Here is a 16,266-nt window from a genome sequence, read left to right on the forward strand (position 1 = left end):
TATCCTGATATGAGCATTAGGGGCTCTACCTTTAAAAAATTGAATAATTTAATTAAGTGTTTTTAAAGTAGCCCTTAAATTAAAAACGCGGCTAAGCTTTAAAACTTGCCGCGAATTTACATTTTATTTTTTAAGGCTGAGCCTACTTTTTGAAAGCCGCTATACCGCTATCTAAAAATTTAATGTAGCTGGCTATATCATAATCAGCTGGTGAAGTTGGAATATCTTTTCCTGTAGCATCTTTTAAAAAGCTACCTTCACTGTCCAGCATCACATATAAGGGTTGAGAGTTGGAGTTAAAACGACTGGCTTCCAGATCGCTCCATTTGCCTCCCAGGGTGGTTATTTTTTTACCACTATACGTTGATACAAACTGCTCTTTAGTATCCAGGGCTGCTTTATCATCAACAACCAGCTGAAGCAGCACAAAATCATCGCGCAAGCGCCTGAAAACTTCGGGATCCGACCAAACGTTGGCTTCCATTTTACGGCAGTTTACACAGTTAAACCCAGTAAAGTCAATCAATATGGGTTTATGTGTAGCCTTTGAAACCTGTAAAGCCTGATCATAATCATACCACGAATCAAGCCCACGGGTTTTTATGCGGGTATAGTTGCCAGCATACTTCTTTTCGCCAATACTCGCGGGAACTACAACGGTTGGTGTTGACGAAGGTGCCGCTAACCCTCCCGGAATACTCGACAAATTAAAATCCTGTGTTGCCTCAGGAGGCAAAAACGCGCTGATGGATTTTAAAGGGGCACCCCACAAACCGGGGATCATATAAACCACAAACGCAAATACGATGATGGCTAAAAAGGTACGTGGGATAGAAAGATACTTTACATCGCTATCATGCGAAAACTTTACCTTACCAATGAGGTAAAGTCCCATTAATAAACCAATAGCTATCCAAAGTGATAAGAATATCTCCCTGTCAAACCAGTTCCAATGATAGGCTAAATCAACATTTGATAAAAACTTAAGCGCAAAAGCCAGTTCCAGGAATCCCAAAATAACTTTCACACTGTTTAACCACCCACCTGATTTTGGAAGACTTTTTAATGCTGAAGGAAACAGCGCAAATATGGTGAACGGCAGTGCCAATGCTAATGCAAAACCAAACATACCCACAGCGGGGCCCAAACGATCGCCTTTGGAAGCTGCGTCAACCAGCAGGGTGCCAATAATTGGCCCGGTGCATGAAAAAGACACTACTACCAGGGTTGATGCCATAAAGAATATGCCAGCAAGGCCCCCTTTATCCGCATTTGCATCCAGCTTGTTAGCCAATGAACTCGGCAATGTGATTTCAAATGCCCCCAGGAATGATATGCCAAATACAACAAGCAGTAAGAAGAAAAATATATTGAATATACCGTTTGTAGCCAGTTGATTGAGGGCATCAGAACCAAAAATAATGGAGATTAACAAACCCAGGGTTACATAGATAATGATAATAGACACTCCATAAATAAGCGATTGACCGATGGCCTTTTTACGGCTGCCACTCTTTTTGGTAAAGAAACTCACCGTTAGCGGCAATAATGGATATATACAAGGCAGTATCACTGCAGTAAAACCACCCAAAAGCCCGAATATAAATATCTGCCAAAGTGTTTTAGGCTTTTCCGTTGATGGCGCCTTTTGCTGTTCCGCTTTTTGCTTAACCGAGGCCTGAGCTTTTGCTGCGGAATCGGCTGCCTTTTTCCTGATAGCTATGCTATCAGCAGCGGTAGGTATGTCAGTAAACTGCACGCCTGCAGTTGATACCGTATCGGCTTTAGTTTTTTGTACGGCCAATGCAGGTGTAACACCAACGGAACAAAAAATGGCCAATACCATTAATGTGGCCAGTACAATGCGTAAATAAACGCCCTTTTTTAATAGTTTCATTGCTGTTGTCCTTGAGGTAAAATTATTTGCCTAAAGGAATAGTGAAATCAACATCTTCTGGTGGAAGACACTTTTTGTCGTTACAGGTCATATAAGTAAGCTTACCGGTAACACTGGTGGCAGATGCAGATTTAAGACTTATTTTTTGTTGAAAAACCACTTCTTTTTCAAAGTAGCTTACATTCATGCTAAAAGCCTTCTCGTATTTGGTTACCGGGGTTGGCTCTGAGGTTTTGCCAATCGGCACGTATAATTTTGATGGTGTAAATTCAAATGAAGTTTTTATTGGTCCGCCATCCTTAACATTAAGCGAGTAAATATGCCAGCTGGGTTGAATAGTAGCCTTTAAAAACACAATGGCTTCTTTATCATTCAACTTTTTTGCCGCGTATGACCATCTTACCGGCGTTTCGATTTGGGCATAGGCCCCTGCGCACATCACTAATGCAACAATTACCAACAGTACTTTCTTCATTTAATTATTTATTTAAAAATTCAATTTGTTTTAAACTAAACTCTTGCTGCCCGTTATTATTTTCAACAACCAGCATTCCATTTTCTTTTACGTTTTTTATAACGCCATCAAAAACCTGGTCGTTTGACTTGAAACGCTTTACCTCGTTTAACCAATATAGTCGGGATAAGTACGTATTCCTTACAAACAAAAATTTACCGGCCCTTAAATTAAGATAATATGCTTCAATATGACCGCAAATTTCTGACAATATTGTTTTTAAATCATAATCCCTGTGTAAGATTTGCCTAAGGGATATAGCATTGCCTGCTCCAGGTTCAAAACTTTCCTGGTTAATGTTAAGGCCAATACCAATGATAGCATCCTTGATATTGGCGCCCTGAACATGCGTTTCTATCAATATACCACCGAGCTTTCTGTCGCCATAATAAATATCATTGGGCCATTTTATTTTAAGATTATCGCTCAGGTAAGGATGCAAAGCATCATAAACCCCCAGGCTTACTACGCGGTTCAAATCAAACTGATCGCTTATGGCTAAGAACGCTGGTGTCAGTAAAATACTGAAAGTAAGGTTTTTTCCGGGCTCGCTATGCCATTTGTTTTGCTGCTGGCCCCTGCCTGCATATTGGCTTTCTGCCATAATGACCGTACCTTCGGGCAATGGCTTGGAATTTGACAGTAATGTTTTGAGGAATGTGTTGGTTGAGTCAACTTGTTGAATTGTTACTAAATTTTGACCAACAAATAATCCCGAAAATATGTTATTTTGCAAAGTATAATAATTTTTAACCCAAGAACGTTCAAAACTAATTCTTTTTGATGGTAAAAAACAAAGTGTTAAATCAATCGGCCTATATTTCTGAACTGGCCATACATGGCATACAGGAAAAAAAGGGGAATGATATTATAAGGTTAGACCTCCGGAATTTATTGGGTTCGGTATCGGATTATTTTGTGATCTGCCATGCCGATTCAACAACACAGGTAAAAGCTATTGCCAATAGCATTGAAGAAGAAGTTTTTAAAGCTACCCAACAGGAACCCTGGCGCAAAGAAGGTTTGGAATACGGAGAATGGATACTACTTGATTACGTGGATGTTGTAGTTCACGTTTTCAGAACCGACAAACGTGAGTTTTACGGCGTAGAAGAACTGTGGGGTGATGCTGAAATTAAATATTACAAAAGTGCTTAAACTTTCGTCACAATTACCCTCCGGGTTGAGTCATGTACTAAACCTTTGTAAATTTTAAATTATAGATTGTAAGTTTGAGCTCGTAACAAAGAAATGAAAGATATTAAAGATAATAAATCAGAAAGTCCGAAACCTATCAGGAAAATACTTAATAAAAAAACACCGCCTAAACCGCCCAAGTTTAATATCATGTGGCTTTACGGCATTGTTATTTTAGCATTTTTACTGGTACCTACCCTTTTAAGCGGCGGCTCGGGTACGCAAACTACCTTCAAGGATGTTGAAGTGATGCTTAAACAAAATGACGTTGAAAAACTGATAGCCTATAAAAGCGGCGACCTGGTGACAGCTGAAGTTTACATCAAAAAAGAAAGCTTAACCAAACCCCAATATGCTAAGGCCGGCAAAGATCAGCGATTGTTTAATACTACAAACAATGGCCCTCAATACACTTTTACCGATGCGTCATATGAAAGCCTGAAACAATCTGTAGCAAATGCACAGAAAGACATGCCGGAGGATCAAAAAGTAACCTTGCAGTACGAACAAGGGCATGAAAGCTTTTTATCAAACTGGTTAGTACAGGGAGTTATCATGGTTATCCTGTTTGCGGGTGTTTGGATATTTATCATGCGCCGCATGTCTGGCGGTTCTGGTGGCGGCCCCGGTGGACAGATATTTAATATTGGTAAATCAAAAGCTACCCTTTTTGATAAAGAAGCGCAGGTATCTGTAACTTTTAACGATGTTGCTGGTTTAGAAGAAGCCAAGCAAGAGGTAATGGAAATTGTAGATTTCCTTAAAAACCCCAAAAAATATACTAATCTGGGTGGTAAAATACCCAAAGGAGCCCTGTTGGTAGGCTCACCGGGTACCGGTAAAACACTATTGGCCAAAGCCGTAGCTGGCGAGGCGCAGGTACCGTTCTTCTCGCTGTCAGGATCCGATTTTGTGGAGATGTTTGTTGGTGTGGGTGCGTCACGTGTACGTGATTTGTTCCGCCAGGCAAAAGACAAAGCTCCATGTATCATATTTATTGACGAGATTGATGCCATTGGCCGTGCCCGTGGTAAAAACAATATTGTTGGTGGTAATGATGAGCGCGAAAATACGCTGAACCAGTTATTGGTGGAAATGGATGGCTTCGGCACCGATTCAGGCATTATTATCCTGGCGGCCACAAACCGCCCGGACGTACTGGATTCTGCATTATTACGCCCTGGCCGTTTCGACAGACAAGTATCTATTGATAAACCCGATTTGATTGGTCGTGAGCAGATCTTCAAAGTTCACTTGAAACCTATTAAACTATCAGATGGTGTGGACGCGAAAAAGTTATCGGCACAAACCCCGGGTTTTGCCGGTGCGGAGATAGCCAACGTTTGTAACGAAGCGGCTCTGATTGCCGCCCGTAAAAATAAAGAGTCGGTTGATATGACCGATTTTCAGGATGCCATTGACCGTGTTATTGGTGGTTTGGAAAAGAAAAACAAGATCATATCTCCCGAAGAAAAACGCATTGTGGCTTACCACGAAGCTGGTCACGCCATTGCTGGTTGGTTCCTGGAACATGCCGATCCTTTAGTTAAAGTATCTATTGTTCCGCGTGGTGTGGCAGCATTAGGCTATGCTCAATATCTGCCAAAAGAGCAGTTTTTATACACTACCGAACAATTGCTTGATGAAATGAGCGTTTCAATGGGCGGTCGTGTTGCTGAGGATATTGTTTTTGGCCGGATATCAACCGGAGCCCTGAGCGATTTGGAACGTATCACCAAACTGGCCTATGCCATGACCAAAATTTATGGCATGAACGGCAACGTAGGTAATGTGTCCTTCTATGATCCGCAGGGTGAATACCAGTTTAATAAACCTTATTCGGATACCACTGCCGAGATGATCGATAACGAGGTACGCAAACTGGTTGACGATGTTTATCAGAAAACCAAAGTATTGCTGAACGAAAAACGCGAAGGTTTGGAAAATATAGCTCAGAAATTATTAGAGAAGGAAGTACTGTTTCAATCAGATCTGGAAGAAATATTGGGCAAACGTCCATTTGACGAACGTACCACTTATGATAAATTTGTGAACGGCGAGGCTGCTTTAAACCCTGATGTTGACAACAACGCCATTCCCGATAGCTTAACCAACCCCGAGCTTTCAAGAATTGACAGCGAAGATCCGAAATTATAATAAACACTAATAATATAAAGCCATCAGCCCCGCTGATGGCTTTGCTATTTTTACCATGAGGGATATTACCACATCAAAAGAAAAGCTGCTTAAAAAAATCCGTAAGGCCCTCCTCGAAAAAAGGGATAACCCCTACCCCCAATTAGAGGACCTGCCACTTTACGCATCTAATGAGGAGATTCCCGAGGTAATATTTGCCGAACAGTTTACTGCTGTTAACGGGCAATTTGTTTTTTGTGAGGATGAAGTGCAATTTATTGAAACGTTGCTCACCCTGGCCGAAGAGCGAAATTGGCGTAAAATATATTGCTGGGAACCGGGGCTACAGGAAATACTCACCCGTTTTGAATACCCCTTTTACGAAACCGACAAAGATTTTGAACAGGCCGACGTTGGTTTTACCTTTTGCGAAGCGCTGATAGCCCGCAATGGCAGTATACTCCTGTCAAACGGTAATATGGCGGGCAGGCGCTTAAGCATATACCCCCCTGTGCATATTGTGCTGGCCTATACCTCTCAAATGGTGCTTGATCTTAAAGATGGCTTTAAACTCATCAAAAAGAAATATGACAACCAGCTGCCATCAATGATCAGTAATGTTACCGGCCCAAGCCGCACCGCCGACATCGAAAAAACCCTGGTACTGGGCGCCCATGGCCCCAAAGAACTTTTTGTTTTTTTGCTGGATGACAGTAACTTGTCTTAAAATAATATTTTATATTTAAAATACCATAATTATCGATTAGAAGCTTTATAAAGTTTGTTCTAAATGCGACCAGCTAAACTTCTTTCTCGAGCAACATATTGTATTAATTATGTTTTAGTTTCATCTTTCCCATCACTATTTAATCGCTACTCACGTTTAAATATAGTATTTCAACCGTGACATTATCTTTGTTATCATTCATAACATTCATGTTTTATCCCATATATTTCTTTTTTGAATTATTTGCATTTATATGCTGTGCGTACGCTTACAGAAAGCTGGATAGTAATTTTAAAATATTCCTCCCATTTCTAACATTTGTTGTCATTTATGAGTTTATCAATATCTTCTTTATGAAATTGATTTTATTACATCATTCAAATGCCTGGTGTGGTAACATGGAAGGCGTTGTTGAACTGGTGGTATATGGGCAATTTATGGCCTCTTTAGATAAGCGAAAAGCGTACAAAAGGAGAGTATACATTGCCATTGCTACTGGCATAACTATAACCATTATTGACATTCTTTTTATACATAGCTTTTGGACTTCAACTACTGTAGCATTTTTATCCCAAAACATCATATTAGCCAACATGGCGCTCGTTTATTTATCTAATTTATTAAGTCATTCAGATAAATACCCCAATTTGTTCCGTTTCCCCCCATTTTTAGTGGCTACCGGATTGCTATTATATTCACTGACCTGCTTTTTTCATTCTGTAACATTTGATAACCTGTTGGCTAAAAACAACTACCATTTTTTCATGATCGCGTATTTAGTCAACGAAATGGGTTGCGCATTCATATATACATTTTTAGGCCTTGCGTTTTTACGCTTTACAAGAGTTAAAAGCGATACTAAGATTCAATAACAATTGATCGTGATCTAATATTTTATAATTCAAGTATTATTTAGCTATTATAAATTGTCTTCTGTTTTAAATATGACATTCGTAAAGAATGTTGTACAATGTGCGCTTTAATTTATTTTTTCAGAGTTTTTCAATCGTTAAATACGATTTCAAATAATATATTAATTCCAGCATTTATCTTTGCTGGTCGCAAAATAATATTAATGCTCTATCCATTATATTTCCTTTTTGAATTATTTGCATTTATATGTTGTGTATATGCCTATAAAAAACTGGATAACAACTTTAAAATATTTCTCCCTTTTCTGGCATTTGTTGTTGTTTATGAGTTTATGAACCTGTTCTTTATAAAGTTACTTTTATTGCATCATTCAAATGCATGGTGCAATAACCTGGAAGGCATTATTGAACTATTGGTGTATGGACAATTTATGGCATCTTTAGATGAACGAAAAAGGCACAAAAAGAGGGTTTATATGGCTGTTGCTATTGGTCTAGTTATATCCCTCATTGACATTTTTTTTATACATACTTTCTGGACTGTGGCTACCATAGCCTTTTCATCACAAAGCATTATATTAGCCACCATGGCCTTTGTTTACTTATATAATTTATTTAGCCATGCAGACGAATACCCCTACTTGCTCCGTTTCCCTCCATTTTTAGCCGCCATAGGCTTATTATTGTATTCATTGGCCAGTTATTTTTTCTTTGCGTCGTTTGACAACCTGCTGGTTAAAAACAACTATCATTTTTATCCAATAGCATATCTAATCCACGAAATGGGTTGTCTGTTTATATATGTATTTTTAGGCTTGGCATTTTTATGCTTTACAAGGTTCAAAAAGTTATACTGAGATCCATTACCTCTCACCTTATTTTGATTTATGCTTGCATAAGGATAATTTCTAAAAAAAACCTATTTTTGATTAATCTGTAATATTTGCGGGTTTTGTACTGATCTTGTTTACGTTTTTTCACCAACCAACTTAAGCCGATAATTTCTTGCTGATAAATTATACCTCTGATAAATTTAGCTATACTTTATCCAGGAAACAGACCGCTTAATTGAATAAAAACCACAATAATGAAACCTATCGATTTATCTATTGCCCAAAAAATGGTGGACCATTACGCTGCCACCCGAAAAAAATTAATTGATAAGGAACACAATATCAACGATACACAGTCTGTCTGGATGTCGCTTGATAAATTGAAATCCTTCATCAACAATCTACCCGAACATGCTACAGGGGTAAGAATTCATTTTGCCGCCTACGATCATAAAAACGAACATTATCCCAATCAAACTACGGTTGTATTGATAGGTACTGTTGAAAATCTTACTGAACATGCCGATGCATTAGAAGATGGCGTAGGTCCATTGGATTCTGAAGACCCTATGGGGCCTTTTAATCAAGGCCCGCTATGTCCACCTGTATGCAACTGACCTATCGTAACTATTTTTGTAAGGCAATATTCATCTAAAGGTAAATGCTTTAATTAAAGTATTTAACTTAGCATTTACCCTAATATGATCTTATGCTTCGGTATATCTTTTTTTATTTTGAGCTTTTCGCGTTTTTTGTTTGTTTATACACTTACAAAAAGCTTGACCGCAATTTTAAGATATTCCTCCCTTTTTTGGCGTTCATTGTAATTTATGAGTTTGCCAACCTTAAATTTTGGATGCTATGGCACCATACCAATGTATGGTGTTACAACCTAGAATCAATTCTCGAAACAATTATTTATACCCGCTTTATAAGCGCTTTTGATAAAAGAAAGCAATATAGAAAGAAGGTCCACATCGTGCTTTTTATAATAGTGCTCTTTTCTTTTATTGATATGGTTTTTATTCAGGGCTTTTTTATGCTGAACACCATTGCCATGGTTTTGCAAAACAGTATGCTTACAGTGCTGGTATGTTTATATTATTTTAATTTGATCAATAATGTCGATGAGAACCTGGATATTGTTCGCTATCCGCCATTTTGGGCCACGGCTGGGATATTATTCTACGCGCTTGCTTTTATGTTTTTCCATATAGCTTACAGCTATATGGCTTATAAACAAAACTATCACTTTTTTATATTGGCCCAGGTAATACCGGATATTGCCTGTCTTATTTTATATTCGTTACTGTCTGTTGCGTTTATATATCAGTATAAAAAGGCTAATTCCATTAATGCTATAAAAACATTGTAACATGTGTTTTTTAATTTATCTAACAATTGATAATATGATTAGCCCATTCAGGTATGCTGTTTAAGGATGAAGAAATTATTTTATTAATAATTGCCGGCACTGCTGTAGTCATGCTATTGGGTGTTTTTATTATTAGCTTTTTATTGGTCTATCAAAAAAAACAAAATAAAAACGCGCTGGAGAAAGAGCTCCTGAAATCCTCCTTTCAACAAGAGCTACTAAAAACCCGGATGGAGATCCAGGAGGAAACGCTTAATCATATTAGCCGTGAGTTGCATGATAATATTACCCAGGTATTGTCATTTGTTAAGCTTAACCTGGGCGTATTGGGCAGAAACCTGGGTGAACATGAAAAGATGAGGGTGAATGACAACCGCGAGCTTATTGCCCAGTCCATCAGTGACCTTCGTAACTTATCAAAAAGCCTCAGTTTTGAACATATCAGCGTTATGGGGTTAGTAAAAACCCTGAAAATAGAGGTGGAGCGTGTTAACAGAAGCGGCATTATCACCATATCGTTACTGGTTGAGGGTGATTATTACACACTTGGCGAGCAGCGGGAATTGGTACTATTCAGGATATTTCAGGAAGCCTTAAACAATGCCTTAAAATATGCACATGCGGATAACTTTAAAATGAGTTTGTATTATAAGGCACAAATGTTTAATTTAACCATCGAAGACGATGGTGTTGGTTTTGAGCCTGAACTGCTTAAAAATAATGGAGGTTCGGGTTTGCGTAACATTGTGAACAGGGCCGCCTTAATTGGAGCCGAAGCAATTATAAACAGTTCGCCAGGCAATGGCTGCAGCATTAACCTTTCGCTCAACCCTCTCGTACAAGAAACTTATGTTAACGGAACCTATTCAAATAGCCCTGGTTGATGATCATCGCCTTTTCCGAAGCGGCATTGCTTCTATGGTGGATAGCTTTAACCGATACAACGTACTGTTTGAAGCGGCACACGGCAAAGAAATGGTTGACAAAATAGCTTCAGGAATGGTTCCTGATATTGTTATTCTGGATATCAACATGCCTGTAATGGATGGCATTTCAACAGCGCAATGGCTTAAAAAGTTCCAACCCTCTATCCGTACCATTATCCTGTCTATGTTTGAGGATGCCGAAAAGGTACTCACCATGGTTAAAATGGGTGTAAAAGGCTACCTGCTTAAAGATGCCGAACCGCATGAGTTTGAGGCTGCCCTGCTCAAAGTAACCGAAGGAGATCTTTACTACCCTGATTTTGTAACCAAGCACTTATTAAACAATTTCAACAACGATAAAACGGCTATAGTAAAACTAAATCCGCGTGAAATTGAATTTTTACGTTTAACCGGCACCGAGCTTACTTACAAGGAAATTGCCGATACCATGTGCATCAGCGTACGCACTGTTGACAGCTACCGCGATCAGCTTTTTGAAAAACTGGGCATCAAAAGTCGCGTAGGCCTGGTATTATACAGCATAAAAAACAAACTGATTGACTTGTAATTTGCTAAAAATATTAGCAAATTTGTTGAATGGAACAGGATGATAATTCCGGCTTTTTTAAAGGACGCGGAGCGCAGCTAAACACCCACAACAAATTTTTAAAAAACAAGTACGTTGCCGAGCACATCGAAGGCATTGACGAGCCATTGCTGGAAAATACCGCCACACAGCTTTTTGAAGAAACACCCAAAAAGATAGTAAGCGAATCAAACAGTCCCGATTTGAGCCACATGTATTCTATAAACCCTTACCAAGGTTGTGAGCATGGCTGTATTTATTGCTATGCCCGCAACAGCCACGAATATTATGGATTTAGTGCCGGGCTTGATTTTGAACGCAAGATCATCATCAAACCCAATGCTCCAGAGTTGTTAGAACAATACTTTAATAAGAAAAACTACCAGCCGGTGTGTATCATGCTATCGGGCAATACGGATTGTTATCAGCCGGTAGAACGCCGTTTAAAGATCACACGTAGATTATTGGAGGTTTTTTTTAAATATAAGAATCCGGTAAGCATCATCACCAAAAACAATCTGATTCTGCGCGATATGGACATCCTCACCGAGCTGGCTTCCATGAACCTGGTACATGTAAACGTGTCTATCACATCACTAAACGAACAATTACGTCAAAAACTGGAACCGCGGACTGTAACGGCCACGGGCAGGCTTGCTGTAGTACAAAAACTATCTGAAAAAGGTATCCCTGTAAGAGTGATGGCCGCCCCCATTATTCCAGGACTCAACAGCAACGAGGTGCCCAATATTATCAAGGCTGCTGCCGACAGGGGTGCGTTGGCCGCAGGGTTTACCATTGTAAGGCTCAACGGCAGTATAGCCGAGATATTTAGCGATTGGATATACAAGGCTTTCCCGGATCGAGCCGAAAAGGTGCTGAACATGATACGCTCCTGTCACGACGGTAAGCTAAACGACAGCGATTTCGGCCGTCGTATGAGCGGCGAAGGTAAAATAGCACAGTCAATCCACCAAATGTTCCGGATGGCCTGTAATCGCTTCATGGCGGGCCGGGAGATGCCCGAATATGATTACAGCCTATTTGTACCCAGGAAAGGGAAACAGACGAGCCTGTTTTGAGATGTTGATGATTTTAACTAGCCTAATCTTATACCAGTTTCGATTTAAACACTACAAGGGTTTTAGTTTATAAAACCATATTCCCGCTATAATTATAACCGTATAGGCAACAAAAAAATTCATCATAAAACTGTCCAATCCAAATTGCCGGCCATTTAGAAACCAGATTGGAAGATAGGTAAGAATAATTCCTATCAGGGATAAAATCAGCTTCATCAAGTTGATAGCAATAGCCTGCTTGGCGAGGATCAGAACGCTCAGAAACAGAAGCAATACGCTGGGTATAGACAGTATGCCGCCAAAAAGCATTAATGCCCCGATGGCGTTAGATCCAGATGATTCACCGATGATCATCCAAAATAACTTTACAAGAACAGGAGAGATAAATACTCCGGTAAACCAAACTTTTAAGCTATATATCACTGCTTGTTTCATAATAAAACTGTTTATGATACTTTAATTATCCAATAATCGTCTGTGGTAATTGATCTGTCCCAAATGATATGACAAATGGGTAGCCAGGTGGGCCAAAAAGTATCCGATACTTACTTTACCACCGGTTACCTCCTGCGGATATTCTTCGGCCATTTGTTCATCGCTTAGTTGATCAAGTGTTGAAGCTATCACTTGGATTGTTTCATCTACGCTTTTCAAAAGGTCAGTTCTGGGCACGGGTCCGGATGAAAACTCCAGCGGTCTGTTTCTGATATAACCCGTTTTACCTAACTCTGTGCCAATATAGGTATTCAGGTTACCGATCAGGTGCAGGCAAAGGTTACCAGCCGTGTTAGTGATCTGCCTATCAACAAGCCAAATGTTTTGCTCACGTTGGTACAGTTCCAGTTCTGTTTTAAGCTTTTCTAGATCGCGAAGAAATAATTTCTTTAGTATTGCTATTAACATCGGTATTGGTTTATTACTGACGGCAAGATAATCAATTATTCAAGCAACAAAAAAGGGCGCCTGATTGGGGCGCCCTTTTTAATATATATAAGTTAAACTTATGCTTCTTCTGCTTCCAGAGCCATTTGCTCATCAACAAGAATACGTCCGCAATGCTCGCAAACGATGATCTTTTTACGCTGACGAATATCAGACTGGCGTTGAGGCGGGATCTGGTTAAAGCAACCTGAACATGAATCGCGTTGAATAGTTACTACGGCTAAACCATTTTTTGCATTTTGACGTAAACGGTTATAGGCGGTTAATAAACGCTCTTCGATATTTCCGGTAGCTTTTTCGGCTTGTGAAACCAACTCTGTTTCTTCCTTTTCAGTTTCGGCAGTAATGGTACCTAACTCTTCTTTTTTAGCATCAAGATCGCTCTTGCGTGCATCCAAATCAGCTAAGGCTTTTTCGTAGATCTGGGTTTTTGAAGTAATCTCGAAACCATACTCACGTATTTTTTTCTCGCTTACCTGAATATCTAATCCCTGTATCTCAATTTCTTTTGAAATGGCATCATACTCACGGTTGTTCTTAACTTCGTTAAGTTGCGTTTCGTATTTTTTGATATTGGCCTGAGCATCTTTGATCAGGTTTTTGCGGGTTACAATCTCATCTTCTACATCATCCAACTCGGCTTTGATCTTTTGAATGCGGGTTTCAAGACCAGCAACATCATCTTCCAGATCGGCAACTTCCATTGGCAATTCACCTCTTACCTGGCGAATCCTATCAATTTTGGTGTGGATGGTTTGTAGTTCGTATAAAGCTTTAAGCTTTTGTTCTACGGTTTGTTCCATTAAATAAAATATTTGACGGGGTTTGTATTTACTTCTGTTAAACGGACGGCAAAGATAGGAAATTTTTTCCGTATTATTTCATACAATAATTGCGCCGTAAATTGTTCACTCTCAAAGTGTCCGATATCCGCGATCACTATTTTTCCGTCGGCATCAAAAAACTCATGATACTTGTAATCTGCGGTGATAAAAACGTCGGCACCTGCCGATATGGCATGTTTTAATAAAAAGCCCCCGGCACCACCGCAAACAGCTACTCTTTTAACATGTTTACCAGCTAACGCCGTATGTCTGATCACGTGTGTGCGCATCTTATCCTTTACATGAAACAGGAATGATTCTTCGTTCTGCGGTATTTCCAACTCGCCGATCATACCCGCTCCCACTTGTTGATGTTGGTTAGTTAAAGCAAACAAATCATAAGCCACCTCTTCATAAGGATGGGCCAAAACCAGTGCCATCAGTATTTTACTCTCCAGGTTGGCTGGATAAACGGTCTCGATTCTCACCTCATTTTCCAGGTGACGGGTTCCTGGCTCACCAACATAAGGATTTGTAGCCTCATTCCCCTTAAAGGAGCCCGTGCCCTCGGTATTAAAACTCGTTTCACTATAGTTACCAATGTTTCCTGCCCCTGCAGCAAATAAAGCATCACGTACAGCATCAGCATGACTACCGGGTACAAAAGTCACCAGTTTTTTCAACAAATTATGTTTAGGCACTAATATCCGGCAGTTTTTCAGGCCCAGCGTATCGCAAATGCGTTGGTTTACGCCGCCCATAATATTATCCAAGTTGGTATGTATAGCATAAATAGCGATACGGCAGCGAATGGCCTTCTCAACCACCCTTTCAACGTAAGTTTTACTGTTAAATTTTTTAAGTCCTTTAAAAACTATGGGATGATGCGATATAATCACCTGGCAACCTGTAGCAATAGCTTCATCAACCACCGCCTCGGTACAATCTAAAGATAACAGCGCCTGGGTAATTTCCTGTTCGGGATTGCCCACAATAAGGCCGGCATTATCATAATCTTCCTGGTACACCAGTGGCGCCAGGCTTTCCAGGTATGCGGTAAGTACAGCTAATTTCATGAGCAAATATGGATATAAAGCATTTACCGGGTATATTTAATTACTCAAAATAGCCATCCGGTGGCTTTCATAAGCCATTTCTTTATTATACTTTAAAGTGAGCGATTTATTGTTCACCAAGTCAACAATTGTACCGATAATACAAAGCCCTCCGGTAAAAAAATAAAGAATCCCCATACCTATTTGCCCTAAAACAAACCGTTGTATCCCCGCGAAGCCAACAAAACCCAGCAAGGTAAAAATGAGTATTTCGTTAGCGTTTTTACGCTTACTCCCGTAAACCATGTAAAAATATTTCTTTTGGCTTTCGCTAAGTTCCCCGGTGGCTTGCTGTAAGAAACCCATTTCTTCGGGGCCCATATCGGCAAAGTTCATATAAGGGTCCTGGTACATATTCATATTGTAAGGCTTGTGGTGAGTGCTTTTTCAAAAATAAATATTTTATGCTATAAACCTATAGGGGATGCAAGGTAATTTGTTTGCTACCCATGAAACGGTACATTACAGAATTTATAATAACGCCTGCGTCACTTTTACCAGATAAAAAGCGTCTACATCATATTCACGGAATCTTAAAATAATGCACGATTAATATGAAAAGTAAAATATTCATAAGCACTACCATTTTAGTCTTTTTATTGGGGTCTACGAATGCCTTTTCTCAGCAACATGTCGTTAGTTATGATCTGTCGAAGTTACTTTCAGCACATCTGCTTAGCATTAGTAACCGGGAGGCAACAGTATTGCCCGGCCATGAAAAAAACGGCATTATGCTATCGGCCGAAGATGACGACGGTGTAGCCTGGATCAACGGAATTACTTTTACCAATGGCATTATTGAACTGGATATCCGCGGGAAAAATGTGGACCAGCAAAGTTTTTTAGGCGTAGCTTTTCATTTGGTGAATGCCAAAACCCTTGATGCGGTGTATTTCCGTCCCTTTAATTTCCTATCGGCCGACTCGGTTCACAGGATACATATGGTTCAATACGTTTCTCACCCTCAGTATCCATGGTTTGTTTTGAGGGATAAATTTAACGCGCAATACGAAAAAGAGATCACCTCCCCACCAGATCCCAACCAATGGTTCCATGTTCGGATAGAGGTACAATACCCGCAAATAACTGTTTTTATCAACGGCCGGAAAACGCCGTGCTTAAGTGTTAAACAGCTCAATGATCGTAAAAGCGGAAAACTTGGCTTATGGGTAGGCAACGGATCAGGTGGCGCATTTGCCAACCTGAAGGTTACTTTTTTAAAATAGATAAAATTTTCTGT

At 39.7% G+C, this 16,266-nt stretch carries 19 protein-coding genes; 11 read left to right on the top strand and 8 right to left on the bottom strand.

Going from position 1 to position 16,266, the window contains the following annotated elements; genetic code table 11:
* Positions 1 to 142 precede the first annotated feature (142 nt).
* From BW976_RS22230 to BW976_RS22240, 3 genes are read right to left on the bottom strand one after another with little or no spacing between them, the layout of a single operon-like run.
* Positions 143 to 1,897: a protein-disulfide reductase DsbD family protein gene (locus BW976_RS22230; protein ID WP_084192308.1), complete on the bottom strand. Its 1,755-nt coding sequence runs from the start codon at positions 1,895 to 1,897 to the stop codon at positions 143 to 145.
* A 22-nt stretch (positions 1,898 to 1,919) separates the two neighbouring features.
* Positions 1,920 to 2,372 carry a protein-disulfide reductase DsbD domain-containing protein gene (locus BW976_RS22235; protein ID WP_076376638.1) on the bottom strand — a complete coding sequence of 151 codons (453 nt, stop codon included), beginning with the start codon at positions 2,370 to 2,372 and terminating at the stop codon, positions 1,920 to 1,922.
* Between the two features lie 4 nt (positions 2,373 to 2,376).
* Positions 2,377 to 3,147: a biotin--[acetyl-CoA-carboxylase] ligase gene (locus tag BW976_RS22240; RefSeq protein WP_076376640.1), complete on the bottom strand. Its 771-nt coding sequence runs from the start codon at positions 3,145 to 3,147 to the stop codon at positions 2,377 to 2,379.
* A 47-nt stretch (positions 3,148 to 3,194) separates the two neighbouring features.
* On the opposite strand from BW976_RS22240, the gene rsfS reads away from it, so the two are divergent.
* From rsfS to BW976_RS22290, 10 genes are all read left to right on the top strand, one after another.
* Positions 3,195 to 3,569 carry a ribosome silencing factor gene (gene rsfS / locus BW976_RS22245; RefSeq protein ID WP_076376642.1) on the top strand — a complete coding sequence of 125 codons (375 nt, stop codon included), beginning with the start codon at positions 3,195 to 3,197 and terminating at the stop codon, positions 3,567 to 3,569.
* A gap of 93 nt (positions 3,570 to 3,662) precedes the next feature.
* Entirely contained in the window at positions 3,663 to 5,765 is a 2,103-nt protein-coding gene (gene ftsH, locus BW976_RS22250; protein ID WP_139332384.1) for an ATP-dependent zinc metalloprotease FtsH, read from the top strand.
* A gap of 55 nt (positions 5,766 to 5,820) precedes the next feature.
* The gene (locus BW976_RS22255) at positions 5,821 to 6,471 is read left to right on the top strand and encodes a LutC/YkgG family protein (protein ID WP_076376644.1); all 651 of its coding nucleotides are present in this window, start codon (positions 5,821 to 5,823) and stop codon (positions 6,469 to 6,471) included.
* Positions 6,472 to 6,824: 353 nt separating this feature from the next.
* Positions 6,825 to 7,343, top strand: a complete 519-nt coding sequence (locus tag BW976_RS22260; RefSeq protein WP_139332385.1) for a hypothetical protein — start codon at positions 6,825 to 6,827, stop codon at positions 7,341 to 7,343.
* 203 nt (positions 7,344 to 7,546) lie between these two features.
* A complete protein-coding gene (locus tag BW976_RS22265; protein WP_076376648.1) occupies positions 7,547 to 8,200 on the top strand; it encodes a hypothetical protein in 654 nt (217 codons plus the stop codon).
* 230 nt (positions 8,201 to 8,430) lie between these two features.
* Positions 8,431 to 8,793 carry a hypothetical protein gene (locus BW976_RS22270; RefSeq protein ID WP_076376650.1) on the top strand — a complete coding sequence of 121 codons (363 nt, stop codon included), beginning with the start codon at positions 8,431 to 8,433 and terminating at the stop codon, positions 8,791 to 8,793.
* A 398-nt stretch (positions 8,794 to 9,191) separates the two neighbouring features.
* Positions 9,192 to 9,551: a hypothetical protein gene (locus BW976_RS29120; RefSeq protein ID WP_139332386.1), complete on the top strand. Its 360-nt coding sequence runs from the start codon at positions 9,192 to 9,194 to the stop codon at positions 9,549 to 9,551.
* Between the two features lie 53 nt (positions 9,552 to 9,604).
* Entirely contained in the window at positions 9,605 to 10,435 is an 831-nt protein-coding gene (locus BW976_RS22280; protein WP_084192309.1) for a sensor histidine kinase, read from the top strand.
* A complete protein-coding gene (locus BW976_RS22285) occupies positions 10,401 to 11,045 on the top strand; it encodes a response regulator transcription factor (RefSeq protein WP_076376654.1) in 645 nt (214 codons plus the stop codon). The genes BW976_RS22280 and BW976_RS22285 overlap by 35 nt, the downstream gene beginning before the upstream one ends.
* A gap of 29 nt (positions 11,046 to 11,074) precedes the next feature.
* Positions 11,075 to 12,145 carry a PA0069 family radical SAM protein gene (locus BW976_RS22290; protein WP_076376656.1) on the top strand — a complete coding sequence of 357 codons (1,071 nt, stop codon included), beginning with the start codon at positions 11,075 to 11,077 and terminating at the stop codon, positions 12,143 to 12,145.
* 51 nt (positions 12,146 to 12,196) lie between these two features.
* Here the strand turns inward: BW976_RS22290 and BW976_RS22295 are convergent, their stop codons facing one another.
* The 5 genes from BW976_RS22295 to BW976_RS22315 all read right to left on the bottom strand — a co-directional run bounded on the left by BW976_RS22295 (position 12,197) and on the right by BW976_RS22315 (position 15,386).
* Positions 12,197 to 12,580 (bottom strand): hypothetical protein, encoded by a 384-nt coding sequence (locus tag BW976_RS22295; RefSeq protein WP_076376658.1) that lies wholly within the window; start codon positions 12,578 to 12,580, stop codon positions 12,197 to 12,199.
* Between the two features lie 21 nt (positions 12,581 to 12,601).
* On the bottom strand, positions 12,602 to 13,048 hold the full coding sequence (locus BW976_RS22300) for a DinB family protein (protein ID WP_076376660.1): 447 nt from the start codon (positions 13,046 to 13,048) through the stop codon (positions 12,602 to 12,604).
* Between the two features lie 98 nt (positions 13,049 to 13,146).
* Entirely contained in the window at positions 13,147 to 13,890 is a 744-nt protein-coding gene (locus BW976_RS22305) for a zinc ribbon domain-containing protein (protein WP_076376662.1), read from the bottom strand.
* Positions 13,890 to 14,987, bottom strand: coding sequence for a Nif3-like dinuclear metal center hexameric protein (locus BW976_RS22310; RefSeq protein WP_076376664.1), 1,098 nt, complete (start codon positions 14,985 to 14,987; stop codon positions 13,890 to 13,892). Before BW976_RS22310 ends, BW976_RS22305 begins: the two co-directional genes overlap by 1 nt.
* Before the next feature lie 36 nt (positions 14,988 to 15,023).
* Positions 15,024 to 15,386, bottom strand: a complete 363-nt coding sequence (locus tag BW976_RS22315) for a TM2 domain-containing protein (protein WP_076376666.1) — start codon at positions 15,384 to 15,386, stop codon at positions 15,024 to 15,026.
* 194 nt (positions 15,387 to 15,580) lie between these two features.
* Here BW976_RS22315 and BW976_RS22320 point away from each other — a divergent pair, with 194 nt between their 5' ends.
* Positions 15,581 to 16,252 (top strand): 3-keto-alpha-glucoside-1,2-lyase-like domain-containing protein, encoded by a 672-nt coding sequence (locus BW976_RS22320; RefSeq protein ID WP_076376668.1) that lies wholly within the window; start codon positions 15,581 to 15,583, stop codon positions 16,250 to 16,252.
* The last annotated feature ends 14 nt before the right edge of the window (positions 16,253 to 16,266 follow it).

The sequence above is a fragment of the Mucilaginibacter lappiensis genome (assembly GCF_900155965.1).
Taxonomy (GTDB): Bacteria; Bacteroidota; Bacteroidia; order Sphingobacteriales; family Sphingobacteriaceae; genus Mucilaginibacter; species Mucilaginibacter lappiensis.

What these genes read in the sequence shown, in the direction of transcription:
- BW976_RS22265 (WP_076376648.1), top strand. Translation starts at nt 7,547, where the DNA reads ATGCTCTATCCATTATATTTCCTTTTTGAATTATTTGCATTTATATGT.
- BW976_RS22230 (WP_084192308.1), bottom strand. Translation starts at nt 1,897, where the DNA reads ATGAAACTATTAAAAAAGGGCGTTTATTTACGCATTGTACTGGCCACA.
- BW976_RS22290 (WP_076376656.1), top strand. Translation starts at nt 11,075, where the DNA reads ATGGAACAGGATGATAATTCCGGCTTTTTTAAAGGACGCGGAGCGCAG.
- BW976_RS22235 (WP_076376638.1), bottom strand. Translation starts at nt 2,372, where the DNA reads ATGAAGAAAGTACTGTTGGTAATTGTTGCATTAGTGATGTGCGCAGGG.
- BW976_RS29120 (WP_139332386.1), top strand. Translation starts at nt 9,192, where the DNA reads ATGGTTTTTATTCAGGGCTTTTTTATGCTGAACACCATTGCCATGGTT.
- BW976_RS22310 (WP_076376664.1), bottom strand. Translation starts at nt 14,987, where the DNA reads ATGAAATTAGCTGTACTTACCGCATACCTGGAAAGCCTGGCGCCACTG.
- BW976_RS22295 (WP_076376658.1), bottom strand. Translation starts at nt 12,580, where the DNA reads ATGAAACAAGCAGTGATATATAGCTTAAAAGTTTGGTTTACCGGAGTA.
- BW976_RS22280 (WP_084192309.1), top strand. Translation starts at nt 9,605, where the DNA reads ATGCTGTTTAAGGATGAAGAAATTATTTTATTAATAATTGCCGGCACT.
- BW976_RS22305 (WP_076376662.1), bottom strand. Translation starts at nt 13,890, where the DNA reads ATGGAACAAACCGTAGAACAAAAGCTTAAAGCTTTATACGAACTACAA.
- rsfS (WP_076376642.1), top strand. Translation starts at nt 3,195, where the DNA reads ATGGTAAAAAACAAAGTGTTAAATCAATCGGCCTATATTTCTGAACTG.
- BW976_RS22260 (WP_139332385.1), top strand. Translation starts at nt 6,825, where the DNA reads ATGAAATTGATTTTATTACATCATTCAAATGCCTGGTGTGGTAACATG.
- ftsH (WP_139332384.1), top strand. Translation starts at nt 3,663, where the DNA reads ATGAAAGATATTAAAGATAATAAATCAGAAAGTCCGAAACCTATCAGG.
- BW976_RS22320 (WP_076376668.1), top strand. Translation starts at nt 15,581, where the DNA reads ATGAAAAGTAAAATATTCATAAGCACTACCATTTTAGTCTTTTTATTG.
- BW976_RS22315 (WP_076376666.1), bottom strand. Translation starts at nt 15,386, where the DNA reads ATGAATATGTACCAGGACCCTTATATGAACTTTGCCGATATGGGCCCC.
- BW976_RS22300 (WP_076376660.1), bottom strand. Translation starts at nt 13,048, where the DNA reads ATGTTAATAGCAATACTAAAGAAATTATTTCTTCGCGATCTAGAAAAG.
- BW976_RS22255 (WP_076376644.1), top strand. Translation starts at nt 5,821, where the DNA reads ATGAGGGATATTACCACATCAAAAGAAAAGCTGCTTAAAAAAATCCGT.
- BW976_RS22270 (WP_076376650.1), top strand. Translation starts at nt 8,431, where the DNA reads ATGAAACCTATCGATTTATCTATTGCCCAAAAAATGGTGGACCATTAC.
- BW976_RS22285 (WP_076376654.1), top strand. Translation starts at nt 10,401, where the DNA reads ATGTTAACGGAACCTATTCAAATAGCCCTGGTTGATGATCATCGCCTT.